At 57.4% G+C, this 13,367-nt stretch carries 16 protein-coding genes and 1 tRNA gene; 9 read left to right on the forward strand and 8 right to left on the reverse strand.

Going from position 1 to position 13,367, the window contains the following annotated elements; translation table 11 throughout:
* Window positions 1–235 precede the first annotated feature (235 nt).
* A tRNA-Thr gene (locus tag AC2FJE_RS19285) sits at window positions 236–311 on the reverse strand.
* 185 nt (window positions 312–496) lie between these two features.
* Between AC2FJE_RS19285 and AC2FJE_RS19290 the strand changes: the two genes are divergently transcribed.
* On the forward strand, window positions 497–1,372 hold the full coding sequence (locus AC2FJE_RS19290; RefSeq protein ID WP_496761350.1) for a hypothetical protein: 876 nt from the start codon (window positions 497–499) through the stop codon (window positions 1,370–1,372).
* Window positions 1,373–1,385: 13 nt separating this feature from the next.
* Here the strand turns inward: AC2FJE_RS19290 and AC2FJE_RS19295 are convergent, their stop codons facing one another.
* Window positions 1,386–1,652, reverse strand: a complete 267-nt coding sequence (locus AC2FJE_RS19295) for a DUF2312 domain-containing protein (protein ID WP_058272185.1) — start codon at window positions 1,650–1,652, stop codon at window positions 1,386–1,388.
* 161 nt (window positions 1,653–1,813) lie between these two features.
* Here AC2FJE_RS19295 and AC2FJE_RS19300 point away from each other — a divergent pair, with 161 nt between their 5' ends.
* Entirely contained in the window at window positions 1,814–2,032 is a 219-nt protein-coding gene (locus AC2FJE_RS19300; protein ID WP_109313464.1) for a hypothetical protein, read from the forward strand.
* Between the two features lie 9 nt (window positions 2,033–2,041).
* Here the strand turns inward: AC2FJE_RS19300 and AC2FJE_RS19305 are convergent, their stop codons facing one another.
* Entirely contained in the window at window positions 2,042–2,257 is a 216-nt protein-coding gene (locus AC2FJE_RS19305) for a hypothetical protein (RefSeq protein ID WP_058277021.1), read from the reverse strand.
* 245 nt (window positions 2,258–2,502) lie between these two features.
* On the opposite strand from AC2FJE_RS19305, the gene AC2FJE_RS19310 reads away from it, so the two are divergent.
* The 4 genes from AC2FJE_RS19310 to AC2FJE_RS19325 are packed head-to-tail and all read left to right on the forward strand — an operon-like array spanning window position 2,503 to window position 4,693.
* Window positions 2,503–3,366, forward strand: a complete 864-nt coding sequence (locus AC2FJE_RS19310) for an MBL fold metallo-hydrolase (protein ID WP_108861820.1) — start codon at window positions 2,503–2,505, stop codon at window positions 3,364–3,366.
* Window positions 3,367–3,398: 32 nt separating this feature from the next.
* Window positions 3,399–3,821, forward strand: a complete 423-nt coding sequence (locus AC2FJE_RS19315) for a YeeE/YedE family protein (protein ID WP_496757881.1) — start codon at window positions 3,399–3,401, stop codon at window positions 3,819–3,821.
* Window positions 3,821–4,252, forward strand: a complete 432-nt coding sequence (locus tag AC2FJE_RS19320; protein ID WP_496757879.1) for a DUF6691 family protein — start codon at window positions 3,821–3,823, stop codon at window positions 4,250–4,252. Before AC2FJE_RS19315 ends, AC2FJE_RS19320 begins: the two co-directional genes overlap by 1 nt.
* 9 nt (window positions 4,253–4,261) lie before the next feature.
* Window positions 4,262–4,693: a protein tyrosine phosphatase family protein gene (locus tag AC2FJE_RS19325; RefSeq protein ID WP_108861797.1), complete on the forward strand. Its 432-nt coding sequence runs from the start codon at window positions 4,262–4,264 to the stop codon at window positions 4,691–4,693.
* An 18-nt stretch (window positions 4,694–4,711) separates the two neighbouring features.
* On the opposite strand, the gene AC2FJE_RS19330 is transcribed toward AC2FJE_RS19325, so the two are convergent.
* The 5 genes from AC2FJE_RS19330 to AC2FJE_RS19350 all read right to left on the reverse strand — a co-directional run bounded on the left by AC2FJE_RS19330 (window position 4,712) and on the right by AC2FJE_RS19350 (window position 10,625).
* The gene (locus AC2FJE_RS19330) at window positions 4,712–5,818 is read right to left on the reverse strand and encodes a FliM/FliN family flagellar motor C-terminal domain-containing protein (protein ID WP_496761351.1); all 1,107 of its coding nucleotides are present in this window, start codon (window positions 5,816–5,818) and stop codon (window positions 4,712–4,714) included.
* A gap of 77 nt (window positions 5,819–5,895) precedes the next feature.
* Window positions 5,896–8,574, reverse strand: coding sequence for an ATP-binding protein (locus AC2FJE_RS19335; protein ID WP_496757872.1), 2,679 nt, complete (start codon window positions 8,572–8,574; stop codon window positions 5,896–5,898).
* The gene (locus AC2FJE_RS19340; protein WP_496757870.1) at window positions 8,574–8,876 is read right to left on the reverse strand and encodes a hypothetical protein; all 303 of its coding nucleotides are present in this window, start codon (window positions 8,874–8,876) and stop codon (window positions 8,574–8,576) included. Before AC2FJE_RS19340 ends, AC2FJE_RS19335 begins: the two co-directional genes overlap by 1 nt.
* Entirely contained in the window at window positions 8,873–9,253 is a 381-nt protein-coding gene (locus tag AC2FJE_RS19345; RefSeq protein WP_113788253.1) for a response regulator transcription factor, read from the reverse strand. Before AC2FJE_RS19345 ends, AC2FJE_RS19340 begins: the two co-directional genes overlap by 4 nt.
* Before the next feature lie 76 nt (window positions 9,254–9,329).
* Window positions 9,330–10,625 (reverse strand): short-chain fatty acyl-CoA regulator family protein, encoded by a 1,296-nt coding sequence (locus tag AC2FJE_RS19350; RefSeq protein WP_496757867.1) that lies wholly within the window; start codon window positions 10,623–10,625, stop codon window positions 9,330–9,332.
* Window positions 10,626–10,829: 204 nt separating this feature from the next.
* Here AC2FJE_RS19350 and AC2FJE_RS19355 point away from each other — a divergent pair, with 204 nt between their 5' ends.
* The 3 genes from AC2FJE_RS19355 (at window position 10,830) to accC (ending at window position 13,366) form a co-directional block, all read left to right on the forward strand.
* Window positions 10,830–11,366: a LuxR C-terminal-related transcriptional regulator gene (locus AC2FJE_RS19355; RefSeq protein ID WP_058272193.1), complete on the forward strand. Its 537-nt coding sequence runs from the start codon at window positions 10,830–10,832 to the stop codon at window positions 11,364–11,366.
* A 149-nt stretch (window positions 11,367–11,515) separates the two neighbouring features.
* On the forward strand, window positions 11,516–12,007 hold the full coding sequence (gene accB, locus AC2FJE_RS19360; protein WP_058272194.1) for an acetyl-CoA carboxylase biotin carboxyl carrier protein: 492 nt from the start codon (window positions 11,516–11,518) through the stop codon (window positions 12,005–12,007).
* A gap of 9 nt (window positions 12,008–12,016) precedes the next feature.
* Window positions 12,017–13,366 carry an acetyl-CoA carboxylase biotin carboxylase subunit gene (gene accC / locus AC2FJE_RS19365; RefSeq protein ID WP_282153492.1) on the forward strand — a complete coding sequence of 450 codons (1,350 nt, stop codon included), beginning with the start codon at window positions 12,017–12,019 and terminating at the stop codon, window positions 13,364–13,366.
* The last annotated feature ends 1 nt before the right edge of the window (window position 13,367 follow it).

Consider the following 13,367-nt stretch of genomic DNA (forward strand, 5'->3'; position numbering starts at 1 on the left):
GAATGACACCGCTCCTGGACGGATGCAAAATTCAAATCATATCTAACTATCTTCACGCGTTGGTATCGGGTTGATTCACTTCCGCGTCTCTTTGGCGCGAAAATTGAGTCGCGACCACACCCAACGATGCAATTTCCGACTATCCTTAGATTCTGCGGCAGGTGGACAAAAAGGGGGATACGCGAATCCGAAATCCATGTATATTACTGATTTATATACAATTTTTCAGTTAATATGGTGCCCCCACACGGACTCGAACCGCGGACCTACTGATTACAAATCAGTTGCTCTACCAGCTGAGCTATAGGGGCGCTGGGTGTCGATTACTTTCTCTTTTAACGGACTGCAAGCCTCAATTTTCATCCAAACTTAGGGATTTTGGATTTTCGTTGTGATGCGACCGATCACCTTTAAGTAGGGGCTGTGGATTTGACTGTCCCTGGCACAGCCTGTAACTCGACAGGCAGGTTCAGGAATGCAAGGACAAGAACCAAACATGCAGGTTGCAATCCACGCAGGCGCGGCTTTTACCGATGAGGGGCGACTGCTCAGGTCGTTGCAAGCCAATGGGGACGTACTGGCTCGAAATGGTGCGACTTTCTTTGGTCCTCGTCGTTACCGGCAAGTGTTCAAACCCGCATTTCAGGCCTTGAATACGCGCCCTCCATTACCGGATGAGATTGAGAGTATGCGGGGCAATCTTCCAATCCACCCAGAGGCAAAGCGCGCCATTTTCACCAGCGCCGAATTCATTGGCGAGAAAGACCTGGTTCTTGCCGGTGGGCAATTCTATCCTTCCGCGGGCAAACGCTTATCTGTTCTGGAAGAGTCCTTTAGCGATTGTCAGTTGGAATTGTATCTGGCGCTCAGGAACCCCGGTAGTTTTATCCCAAAACACCTGATGTCATTACCGGAACAGGCGCGCGAGGACGTGATCCGCAACAATGATCTAAGTCACCTCAGCTGGGTTGAGATGATCGAAGATGTTCGCGACTTTGCCCCCGCAGTGCAGATCACCCTGTGGTGCAATGAGGACATCCCGCTGCTGTGGGGGGACGTTGTACGCAGCGTCGGCGGGCTTGCTGCGGACGCCACGATCAAAGATGAGTATGACCTGCTGATCTCTTTGCTGACTGAAGAAGGTCAGTCACAAGCGCAGGCGATTCTGGACCAGGTTTCGACTCTTTCACAGGCTGAAACCCGAGACGTTCTTGCAGACATTCTGGCAAACCATGCTCAGCCGGACAAAATGGAAGAAGAACTGGACCTGCCCGGCTGGAGCGATGAGATCATCGACGCATTTTCCGAACTGTACGAGCAGGATCTGACCAAGTTGGAAACGATGGCCGGGGTGAAGGTTCTGAAACCCTAACCCCAGGCCCGGCTCACATGCCCAACGCTTCCTTATACATTTCAAGTACCGCCTCTTCTTCGGCGATATCGTCCTTGTCGCGTTTGCGCAGCGCGATGACCTTGCGCATCACTTTTGTGTCGTAACCGCGGGCTTTGGCTTCGGCCATGACCTCTTTCTGCTGCTCCGCCAGGTCCTTTTTTTCGGCATCCAGGCGTTCGATCCGTTCTACGAACTGACGCAGCTCGCCCGCTGTTACACGGTAGTTGGCGGCGGCCTGATCTTCGGTCACGTCTTCCATATTCATCTCTCCAAAAGGCTGCGATCTGATGCATTAGCAACGGCAGTTAGCCGGATACCTTGCCGCCGCGTGGGCTGCAAGCATCCAATCCTCGATGGGCTTGTGCGTGGTCGGTCGATCCGCTAAGCGCAAACAGGATTTGCGGAAAAATGTGGGGAACCATGTTCGAATTCATCACCTGGGGCGGTGCCGCCCTGTCACTTGCAGGCCTGCTGGGGCTGGTTTGGTGTATCCTGCGTGTGATGAAAGCGCGCAAATCCGGCCTGTCGGACGATGAATTGCGCGCCGCTGTTCAAAGCGTTCTGCCGTGGAATCTGGCTTCACTTTTTCTTTCGGTGATTGGCCTGATGCTTGTGATCCTGGGAATCTCGTTCGGCTGATACTTCGCCTCAGACCGGCATATTGTCGAACTGCGCCTCTATGGCATCTTCGCACAAAGCCGCATCCAGATGCCGCAGGCGCGACGGCACGTGCATGCCTTCCTGACGCATCCGATCAATCACTTTGGTTACACTGGGCTGAAGCGCAAGCCGGGTCTCAAAACAGGCATTCTGCAGCTTTTGCTCCAGATGTTCGGCTTCGGAATACAAACTTTTTGCAGACATTTTATTCCTCCCAATTTCTATCACTGTCGCCGATATAGGTAACGGTTTTAAGACCCGGTTATCTTGGCGAACAAACGCGCGGAAATCTGCCTGTCGCCCACCCGGTATCGGCAACCTAAGGCAGAATGATTAAATTCTAATCGGATTTGGATTAACTTGCCTTGACACGCATCAAATCAAAGAATGCCGGTTGCATCATATTCTGAAAAACATATATGATAAACTGCGCGCTGACGGAGAGCCAGATGACACCAATTGTGAAAGCGTTTTTCGACCCTGAAACCAATACGGTCTCATACCTTGTGCAGGAACCCGAAGGGACGGCCTGCGCAATCGTCGACAGCGTTCTGGACTTCGATCACGCCTCGGGCCGAACGAAGACCGACTCGGCGGATCAGATCGTCGCTTATGTTCGCGACAATGAGCTAAGGGTCGAGTGGATTCTGGAAAGCCATGTGCATGCTGACCACCTTTCAGCGGCACCCTATCTGCAACAGGAACTGGGCGGAAAGATCGGCATCGGTGAACAGATCGTAACGATCCAGGAAACCTTCGGGAAAATCTTCAATGAAGGAACCGAGTTTCAGCGCGACGGCAGCCAGTTCGATGCTTTGTTCCGCGATGGCGACAGCTTCCATGTTGGACAGATGCGTGGCGATGTTTTCCACACGCCCGGCCATACGCCCGCCTGCATGACATATGTGATCGGAGACGCAGCTTTTGTCGGTGACACGCTGTTCATGCCGGATTTCGGCACTGCGCGATGCGATTTTCCCGGCGGGTCTTCGGAAATGCTGTTCGAGTCTATCCAGAAGATTCTGGCCCTACCGGATGAGACGCGCATCTTTGTTGGCCATGACTACAAAGCGCCGGGGCGCGATGAATTTGCGTGGGAGACAACAGTCGGAGAGCAAAAAGCCCTGAACGTCCATATCGGACAAGGCAAATCAATCGAGGAATTTGTCGAGATGCGTGATGCCCGCGATGCGACCTTGCCTATGCCGCGCCTGATCCTGCCGTCTCTGCAGGTCAATATGCGCGCCGGACAGATGCCGCCTGCGGACGAACAGGGCGACGTATTCCTGAAGGTGCCGATCAACAAGTTGTGACGCAGACCCAACAGGCGAACTGAGGATAACAAATGTACATTGAATGGATTTGGGGGCTTGCCGGTGGCCTGCTGATCGGGCTGGGCGCTGCAGTCTACCTTTTGGGCAACGGGCGCATCATGGGTGCCAGCGGGATTCTGGGCGGGCTGGTTGATGGCAGTGACCGCAACTTGGAACGCTTAAGCTTCATCGCAGGCGTCGTCGCGACGCCGCTTATTTTGAGCCCCCTGCTCTCTTCTGCGCCCATGACCCATCTGACCGACAATTTCGCAGTGATCGTCATCGCAGGCGTTTTGGTTGGCGCAGGAACGCGCATTGCCAATGGATGCACCTCGGGGCACGGGGTATGCGGTATTTCTCGATTCTCTGTCAGGGGCATGATCGCAACGTTGATCTATATAGGCGCAGGAGGGGCAACAATTGCCCTGATGCGCCATGTATGGGGGCTGATTTGATGCGGGTTCTCATATCGATGCTGGCCGGATCTCTGTTTGGTGCCGGCCTTTTGATTTCGGGCATGACCGATACCACCAAGGTTCAGGGGTGGCTGGATGTGTTTGGAAACTGGGATCCCACCCTGGCATTTGTGATGGGCGGCGCGATCCTGCCGATGCTCATCGCCTGGAGAATGACGACCCACCGCAGACCGCTGACCGGTGGTCAGTTTCCTAAGATGAGCCCGCCCGAGCTGGACCGCCGCCTGATCATCGGCTCCGTGATGTTCGGCATGGGCTGGGGCTTGTCCGGGCTTTGTCCCGGACCTGCCATCGCGTCCATCACCTATGGCGGCCTTGGCGGTCTCGTGTTTCTGGCTGCGATGATCACTGGAATGTTTGCGGCGCCCGGGCTTAGTGCACAACTGGACAGATCCGCAAACGCGGCCTAAGCAATTGCCATGGAGATTCGACCAATAACCCCCCGCTATGCCGTCTCGCCCCAAATCACGGTCGAGGACGTCCCAGCCATCGCCGCAGCTGGTTTCGTTAAGGTCATCTGCAACCGTCCCAATACGGAAGTTCCACCAACCATGCAGTCGGATGCAATCGGACAGGCCGTCCGGGCAGCCGGGATGGAATATGAGGTTCTGGAACTGACCCACCAGACCATGACGCCCGGCAATGTTGCCCTGCAACGAGAATTGGCTGAAAGCTGCTCTGGCCCCGTCTTAGCCTATTGCGCGTCGGGCACGCGCTGCTCGGTGGTTTGGGCTTTGGGTCAGTGCGACCACATGAGCGCGGACGAGATCCTCGAGGCCACAACCAAGGCAGGTTACATGCTGGACAACCTGCGCCCCGCGCTGGAGCATATGCGCGGTTCTGACGGCTAAGGACCTTTGGCGCTCAGGTCAGGTTGCATCGGGAACGTCGTCCAATCCCGTCAGACCTGCCAGTTGCGAAATCTCGGCCGCCATCTGATCCGGGCTACCAAAGCCCAGATCGCCCTCCAATTCGTTCAATGCCACTTCATCTATCGGAACGACCTCATGCGCGGGATCGATTGGCATCGGATCTTTCAGAGTGTCCGGAACTGGCGCGCTGCTTCGCGCTTCCAGAAACTCGGGCATTTCAGCTTGCTCCAGCGCCGCAGCCGAAGCACATTCGTTCAACCGTACTGCGCGCATTCCTCCGCATTGTCCCAAACGTCCAATTGCAGCCCGCGTTCGACCAATTGTCAGGATTTCCGCACGATCCAGCCGTGATCCGGTCAACGGAAGGACATCCCCAACTGACAGCCCGGACAGGGTTACCAATGGCACTGACATCCTACCGATCACCGTATTCAATTCGGCCCGGACAACCCCCGACGCTTGCTCAAGCTTTGGGCCGGCAGCAACTTGAATTTCATCATCGGCCCCCTGCTCTGATGGTGTATCGGGCAACAGGACTGTGATCTGCCCCTGTCGTAGCCCGCCGCCAAGTTCTACCGTCAGGTCAAACACGCGATATGCGTCTTCGACCATAGCCAGCGACAATGAACGCAGATCCGCCATCCGCGCCCGGAATTCATAACCGGCAAGACTGGATTGATCGGCGGCTGTATCGACCAGCGCGACGGCCCTGATCAAAGCGTCTTCGACCAGCGGCGCCACCATTGCTGCATCCGTATCTGTGTACTCCCGTGCTGTTGGCGGGTTCGGCATAACTTCACCAATTGTCTGCACTTGCACGATCGCTGACACGACCCCCATATCCACGCAAATCGCAGCGGACATCCCGTCCGCGTTGCCCAGGCGCAGCAGCATCCAGTCCGCATCAATCACCTCAGCCAGCGTGTCCTGAGCTTTGAGAGACTGCCTTGCACCGATCACCGATAGCGGCAGCTGGAACTGATCCCCTGCCGTTCGCGCAAAGGCCAGTCGAAGGGCACGAAGAACGGAACGCGGCTTTTCACCTTGCTCTTCTTTTCCCGCTGAAAGTTTGCGCGCCAAAGCTGTGCTGACAGACTGCGTCATGCCCGATACCGATTTGAGTTTCTGAACCTGGTATCCGGTCTAACCCGAGGCGGGTTACTAATGTCTTTATGCTCGTATCATTGCGCAGCTTGCCGGTGCGCCAGCGGAAGGCGGACCCGAAAGGCCGCGCCGCCCTGGCCGGGAAGATAACTGATCTCGCCGCCCAGACGCTGCATGATCTCGCGGCAGATCGCCAGCCCCAGACCAGCGCCACCCGCCTTGTCCCCACCGACACGGGCAAACTTTTCAAACACCATCGACTGCGCTTCGGGCGGGATGCCACTGCCGTTATCGGTGAAATCAATGACGACCTGCCCCCCGACATCATGGGCCGAGATGGTCAGAACGGGTTCATCCGCGTCGCAATATTTCCGCGCGTTCGAAATCAGATTGATAAAGACCTGCCCCAACCGATCGAGATCAGTGTTCAGCGGAATACGCTCGGACGACCGCGAGCGGCGAATCCTGAGTTTTGGATGTGACCCCGCCAATGCGCTGGAGACCGCCCGATCCAGGATCGAACCAAGGGTATCCCCACCCATATTCAGGCTCACACGACCACTTTCCAGAACGCTCAGGTCCAGCAAATCGTCCAGCAGGCGAGTCAGCCGTAGCGCCTCATCATGGATAATCGCGGCATAGCGCGTTTGCTCTTCGGCACTCAGACCGTCCGTATCGCGCATGATCTCGGAAAAGGCTCGGATTGAGGTCATCGGCGTCCGCAATTCATGGCTGACCTGACTAAGGAACCCGTCTTTTTGTTCCGAGATCTGCGTCAGCTTGGTATTCGCCTCCCGCAATTGGCGCGCGGTACGGCTGAGCTCGGCGGATTTGGCCTCAAGCTGGCTGGAATATTCCAACAGTTCCGCCGACTCGTCAGCCACCGCAAGCAAGTCCTCAACCGAAACGGACGATCCACCGACAATCTGCCCGATCATCGCATGGGCCGTGGCCGCGCCGACCGAGCCGCTGAGTTCACGTTCCAGTCTTTCCAAAAAACCCGGCGTGGGTTCCGGCAAGCTTGTCCGTCCACCCTGTGCTTCGGCCTCGTGCTGAAAGAACTCCTGCGCCGGGCCAGAGCCCAGAATGCGCTGTGTCATGATCATCAGGTCTTCGCTTTGCGCAACCGACCCGGTCCAACCAGCAGGTGAGACCGAGTGGTCAAAAACATTGACGAACTGCGCGCCCTGAAGACGCTCCAACGGGCTGGGAAAGCTCAACAATGACGCGGCGCAGAACGCAGCCGTATTCAATGCCAACGACCACATGACCGAGTGGACCATGGGGTCCATTCCTTCGATCCCGAAAAGGGCCCTTGGGCGCAGCCAGCCCCACCCAAAGGGACCGTTCTGCAACACCGAGTCGGGCATTATTGCCCCGCCCATCCCCGGTAGTAACAAGGTGTAAATCCACAGCACAAAACCAACCGTCAGCCCCACCAACGCCCCGGTTCGCGTGGCCCCGCGCCAGAACAACCCTCCTACCAGCGCTGGCAGGATCTGGGAAATGCCCGCGAAGGCCACCAGCCCGATCGACGCCAGTGCAGCCCCACCGCCCGACAAGCGGTAGTAATAGTAACCCAGCGCCATGATGACCGCGATGGACACGCGCCGCGCCATCAGCACCACGTTGCGCACATCACCCGAGACCGAACCCGCCCCCCCTTGCGTGCTTAGCCAGATCGGCATGACCAGATGGTTCGACACCATGGTCGACAACGCCATTGCCGTCACGATGACCATAGACGTGGCCGAGGAAAACCCGCCGATAAACGACAGCATCGCCAGCCAGTCGTTCCCCTGCGACAAGGGCACCGTCAGCACGAACAGGTCAGGGTTCGAGCCTTCGGGCATCAAATCCAGCCCCACGACGGCGATGGGCACGACAAACAGGCTCATCAACAGCAGATATAACGGGAAAGCCCAAGCAGCGGTTCTCAGATGCCCCTCATCCGCATTTTCAACGACCATCACCTGAAACATCCGCGGTAAACAGATGAAAGCGGCAGCCGAGAGGAAGATGAAGGTCGTCCAACGTCCGGCATCCACATTCCATTGCCCGATTTCTGAGGCATCGATGCGATCCATCATCGGGCCGATCCCACCCGCAACCCCCCAAACCACGAAGACACCAACCGCAAGCAAGGCGAACAGTTTGACGACCGATTCCAACGCAATGGCGGTGACCACGCCGTGGTGACGCTCATTCGCGTCCAGATTTCGAGTGCCAAATAGGATAGCAAATACCGCCAGGCCCGCAGCTACCCAAAACACACTGGAACCTTCTCGGTAGAGGCCCGAGGGATCAGCCTCTGCAAAGATGGAAAAAGACAGTGTAATGGATTGCAGCTGCAACGCGATGTACGGCGTTCCACCCAAAACGGCCAGAATGGTCACGCAAATGGCCAGCGTGTTGGATTTTCCGTATCGCGAGGAAATCAAGTCTGCGATGGATGTTACCCGCTGGGTGCGTCCGACCCGAACGAGCTTGCGCAGACCCCACCACCAGCTGAGCATCACCAGCGTTGGCCCAAGGTAGATCGTAACAAATTCCAACCCGGACCGCGCAGCATTTCCGACCGCGCCGTAAAAGGTCCAAGCCGTGCAATAAATCGACAGCGACAAGGTATAAATCAGCGGAGACCGCAACCACGCCCCTCGGCCAGCGGCCGCCATCCGGTCAGCGGCAAAAGCCACCCCGAACAACAGCACGACATAGCCGAGGCAAACCAGGATCAGAACGTTTAGTGTGGCCATCAATCCGACTCTGCCTCGGCATCGTCACTTACAACCATTCGTCTGGCTGCAAATCCAAAGATCAGACTGATTATGATCAGCAAAGCCCAGCACGTGAAGATATACAGAACTGCTGAAGACAGCGGCACACCATCATCAGATGAGCCTTGGCTTGGCCAGAGCAGCGGAATGGCAACAAGAGCCGCCCCCAGAATGGGCAAAAGACGCGCGGCATCCATCAACCTGCGGCGGCGATAACTTTGACGCTCGAGAAATAGCGAAGGCCGGCCCCCTTGGGGTTTGCGATCTTCGCCCGAGTTCATGACCGCGTTGCCTGCGCGTGCAGGTCTCGCACCGCTGTCAGCACTTCGGCGTTGGAAAACGGTTTGGTCATAAAGCGGCTGACCCCGGCATTTTCAGCCATTTCCCGGTCGCGCGATTGCCCGCGCGCTGTCAGCATCAAAACGGGCAAATGCTGCATGCCCTCAAGCTCGCGCAGGTTGCGCAAAATCTCCATCCCGCTTTTGCCGGGCAGCATAACGTCCAGAATGACCAGATCAGGGTTTGCGCCCTGAATGACTTCTATCGCATCCGACCCTTCTGCGTGCGTTTCAACGTGCCATCCCTCGCGGGTCAGCAAAAATCGAATGGCCTCAGCGATGTTGGGCTCATCCTCAATTAACAGAACCTTACGGCTCATATGTTCCATTCCTCCCCATGACAGGTTCTGTCCGTGAACCTGTCGGCGTCAGCTTAAGCCTTCTGTCAGGAAACTGTCAAAAACCTTCGCTCAAAATCGACGGCTCTCGGCGCGATGCACAGGCGTCATTCGGGCAAACCCGGCAGCTTGGGCCGACCCGGGTCACGGATTGCGCGCTCGGAGCCCCCTCTTCCACCGCTCGGACAAGCATGACTGAATGATAGGCCGGCGCATCGTCATATCCTGAAACCGCCTGCGGCCACGCGTAGGCATAGCAGTCGAACTCGGCCGCCGTTCGCCCCAATTGCACAACACGTTTACGGATCGGAACCAATGGTCTGTTCAGCGCCTGAAAGATGGGCCAGAACGGGCAGGCTTCGCCAAAGCGTGGCATGGCGAAACCCGGCACGGATTTACTGAACAGGATACTGCCGGACGCGTCACAGACCACCAGCCCGGTGGGCCGCCCTAGATATCCTTCGGGCAATGTAGCCAGCCGCCGCAGGACTGTCGGGATATCTACTGAAAACCGTGCCGCCAGAGCCAGCGGATCAGGCTCGGCCTCGGTCAAAGCCTTTTGCACGTCGTCCAGAGGCATGGCTCTGACATCTGCGGCGTAGGTATCCAGATATCCCTTGGTCACAGTCCGCGCTGCCGCCGATTCAATCGCGCTTAGGTCAATGTCCGCACCGATTCCGCCTGCTTCGATCTGCGGGAAATGGTGGCCGTTGGCCTGAAAAAAAGCCTCAGCATCCTCCGAGGGTACACCGCGACGGTCACCGGCCGCCTCAGAATCATCCAAGTATGCCACCAGAGACTTGGAACTGTCAGCCAACCGTTCGGCATCCTGGTGCAGGTTGCGGTGAAACCGATCGCGCCACTCGGGTTCGATTTCCTGCGTGTCGGCCAGAATCGCCGCCGTTGAACGAATGGCAGCGGCCGTTGACAGCACCTCGTGCATCGACGCGGCAAGATGTGGATCATGCGTCAACCGATCGGACAGGGTTTCAACCGTGCGCTCAAGCGAGACGACCCGGCGGTGCATCTGCGCCAGAACTCCGGCCCATCCGGGAAACCGGCCTGCGAACTCTTCAAGCGCGTCCACTTCGGCCTGCTGTCCAACCGCATCTGCAGCAGCCTCGCGCAGCGCCGAAATCAGCGTAGCCTCAATCCCTTGAGTGAGCAGCGAAGGCTCAACAGACAGGGCATGGGCGATGTCCACGAGCAGCTTGCCCCCGATCCGGCGGCGATTGTGTTCGATCAGATTCAAGTAAGACGCCGAGATCCCGACCTGCCGCGCAAGCTCGGCCTGCCGCAGACCTGAGATTTGGCGTCGCTCGCGAATGCGGCTACCCGTCAGCGTGTCGCGCATGTTACATCACCCAATTCGACCCATTCTTTTCAAAACTCCCATTAAATTTCTAAAGCTTAAAGGCCGATTTTCATAGCCCATTTACAGCATTCACAACTGCGATTACGGATGGCCCGTACCTTCCACCCCAGCAATCGGTGCCCAATCTGCCAAATCTGCATCCACCCTCTTCTAATTTTCCCGAATTCCTTGCACGATAGCCGGATGAGCGACCCAGCTTTCGAATATGCCCCCATCGGATTGGTCGAGTTGGAAAACCGCATCATCCGACGCTGCAATCTGCAATTTGCTCGCACCTTTGGCGGCGAGGAAGCAGAGTACCGCAATATGCCTCTGCTGCATCTCTACCCGTCGGTCGCGGACTGGGAGAGGATCGGACAGCGCGGCCTGAAAGCGATGCAGGACACAGGATATTATACCGACGAACGAGTTATGCGCCGTCGCGACGGTGATCTATTTTGGTGCCGTGCACGCGGACGATCCCTGACGCCGGACGACCCGTTTCGCCATGGCATCTGGAGCTTTTCTGATATCTCCGAAGACCGCCCGCTGGTCGAACTGACAACCCGCGAACGCGAAGTTGCAATCATGTCCTGCCGTGGTCTGTCCGCCAAGGAAATCGGCGTCGAGTTGGGGCTGAGCTATCGCACAATCGAGGCTTACCGCGCCCGTTTGCTAGAGAAGTTCGGCGCGCGCAAACTACCGGAACTTGTGGCAAAACTCTCAGGCATGCCCCTTTAATCCGTTTCCCCCCGAAATATTGGGCAAAACCCCCATCTGACATGCCGAGACTGCGCTTTTCATGACCGTCCGCATAGCTTATAACGCTGCGTAATCAGACCAAAGCCCGCGAGAACAGACGGGCCAAAGGGGAACCGTCGAGGACACTCATGACAGATACCAAACACGAAGCGGACGTGGCATTCATCAAGGCACTGGCCGAACTGCTGCGCGAAAATGACCTGACCGAACTGGAAGTCATGCGCGAATATGGTGATGACGACAGCTTGAATGTCCGCGTCAGCCGTATGTCGCAGGTCGCGCCCGCCCCTGTTCAGATGGCCGTACCGGCAGCGGCACCAGCACCCGTAGCAGCAGCCGCTGCACCTGTCGAAGCTCCGGCGGCACAGGAAGATCCGGCCAGCCACCCGGGCGCTGTCACCTCGCCCATGGTAGGAACCGTTTATATGCAGCCCGAACCGGGCGCACCTTCCTTCATCAGCGTCGGCGCATCGGTGTCCGAAGGCGACACTCTGCTGATTGTCGAAGCGATGAAAACCATGAACCACATTCACGCGCCCAAATCCGGAACCATCAAACGCATTCTGGTCGGTGACGGTGATGCGGTGGAATTCGGCACCCCTCTGGTCATCGTTGAGTAAGGCGGTCCCATGTTCGACAAGATCCTGATTGCCAACCGAGGCGAGATCGCCCTGCGGGTCATCCGCGCTGCCCGCGAGATGGGGATTAAGACGGTTGCCGTCCACTCCACCGCCGATAGCGACGCGATGCATGTGCGCATGGCGGACGAATCGGTCTGCATCGGCCCTCCGCCCAGCCCGCAAAGCTACTTGTCGGTGCCCGCGATCATCTCGGCGTGTGAAATCACTGGCGCGCAGGCGATCCACCCCGGCTATGGCTTCCTGTCCGAGAATGCCGAATTCGTGCAGATCGTCGAAGACCACGGCATCACCTTTATCGGCCCCACTGCCGAGCACATCCGCGTCATGGGCGACAAGATCACCGCCAAGGACACGATGAAGGCGCTGGGTGTGCCTTGTGTTCCGGGTTCGGACGGCGGCGTGCCCGATCTGGAGACGGCCAAGAAAATCGGTGAGGAATTTGGTTACCCCGTCATCATCAAAGCCACCGCTGGCGGTGGCGGTCGCGGTATGAAAGTCGCGATGAGCGCGGATGAGATGGAAAGCGCATTTATGACCGCACGTGCCGAAGGCAAAGCCGCCTTTGGCAATGACGAGGTCTATATCGAGAAATACCTGACCACGCCCCGCCATATCGAGATCCAGGTCTTTGGTGACGGCAAGGGCAAGGCTGTGCATCTGGGCGAACGCGACTGCTCGCTGCAGCGCCGCCACCAGAAGGTGTTTGAAGAGGCACCCGGCCCCAGCATCAGCCCGGAAGAGCGCGCCAAGATCGGTAAAGTCTGCGCGGACGCCGTGGCCAAGATCAATTATATTGGCGCCGGAACCATCGAGTTCTTGTATGAGAACGGTGAGTTCTACTTCATCGAGATGAACACCCGCCTGCAGGTAGAACACCCGGTGACCGAGGGCATCTTTGGCGTCGATCTGGTGCGCGAACAAATTCTCGTCGCAGCTGGCGAACCGATGTCGTTTGGTCAGGACGATCTTGTGATCAACGGCCACGCCATTGAGGTCCGGATCAATGCAGAAAAGCTGCCGAACTTCTCACCCTGCCCGGGCAGGATCTCGGCCTTTCATGCCCCCGGCGGTCTGGGTGTGCGGATGGATTCGGCGCTGTACGATGGGTATTCGATTCCACCATATTACGACTCGCTGATTGCCAAGTTGATCGTACATGGCCGCGACCGAGCCGAGGCGCTGGCACGACTAGATCGCGCATTGGGCGAACTGATCGTGGACGGTATCGATACAACCGTGCCGCTGTTCCATGCGTTGCTGCAAGAGCCGGAAATCCACAACGGTGATTACAACATTCACTGGCTGGAACACTGGCTTGCGGCGAATATGGCCCAATAAA

The sequence above is a fragment of the Ruegeria sp. CDSC002 genome, assembly GCF_059610905.1.

Bases quoted from the DNA above. Each gene is read 5' to 3' on its own strand.
- AC2FJE_RS19290 (WP_496761350.1), top strand. From the start codon at position 497: ATGCAGGTTGCAATCCACGCAGGCGCGGCTTTTACCGATGAGGGGCGA.
- AC2FJE_RS19295 (WP_058272185.1), bottom strand. From the start codon at position 1,652: ATGGAAGACGTGACCGAAGATCAGGCCGCCGCCAACTACCGTGTAACA.
- AC2FJE_RS19300 (WP_109313464.1), top strand. From the start codon at position 1,814: ATGTTCGAATTCATCACCTGGGGCGGTGCCGCCCTGTCACTTGCAGGC.
- AC2FJE_RS19305 (WP_058277021.1), bottom strand. From the start codon at position 2,257: ATGTCTGCAAAAAGTTTGTATTCCGAAGCCGAACATCTGGAGCAAAAG.
- AC2FJE_RS19310 (WP_108861820.1), top strand. From the start codon at position 2,503: ATGACACCAATTGTGAAAGCGTTTTTCGACCCTGAAACCAATACGGTC.
- AC2FJE_RS19315 (WP_496757881.1), top strand. From the start codon at position 3,399: ATGTACATTGAATGGATTTGGGGGCTTGCCGGTGGCCTGCTGATCGGG.
- AC2FJE_RS19320 (WP_496757879.1), top strand. From the start codon at position 3,821: ATGCGGGTTCTCATATCGATGCTGGCCGGATCTCTGTTTGGTGCCGGC.
- AC2FJE_RS19325 (WP_108861797.1), top strand. From the start codon at position 4,262: ATGGAGATTCGACCAATAACCCCCCGCTATGCCGTCTCGCCCCAAATC.
- AC2FJE_RS19330 (WP_496761351.1), bottom strand. From the start codon at position 5,818: ATGACGCAGTCTGTCAGCACAGCTTTGGCGCGCAAACTTTCAGCGGGA.
- AC2FJE_RS19335 (WP_496757872.1), bottom strand. From the start codon at position 8,574: ATGGCCACACTAAACGTTCTGATCCTGGTTTGCCTCGGCTATGTCGTG.
- AC2FJE_RS19340 (WP_496757870.1), bottom strand. From the start codon at position 8,876: ATGAACTCGGGCGAAGATCGCAAACCCCAAGGGGGCCGGCCTTCGCTA.
- AC2FJE_RS19345 (WP_113788253.1), bottom strand. From the start codon at position 9,253: ATGAGCCGTAAGGTTCTGTTAATTGAGGATGAGCCCAACATCGCTGAG.
- AC2FJE_RS19350 (WP_496757867.1), bottom strand. From the start codon at position 10,625: ATGCGCGACACGCTGACGGGTAGCCGCATTCGCGAGCGACGCCAAATC.
- AC2FJE_RS19355 (WP_058272193.1), top strand. From the start codon at position 10,830: ATGAGCGACCCAGCTTTCGAATATGCCCCCATCGGATTGGTCGAGTTG.
- accB (WP_058272194.1), top strand. From the start codon at position 11,516: ATGACAGATACCAAACACGAAGCGGACGTGGCATTCATCAAGGCACTG.
- accC (WP_282153492.1), top strand. From the start codon at position 12,017: ATGTTCGACAAGATCCTGATTGCCAACCGAGGCGAGATCGCCCTGCGG.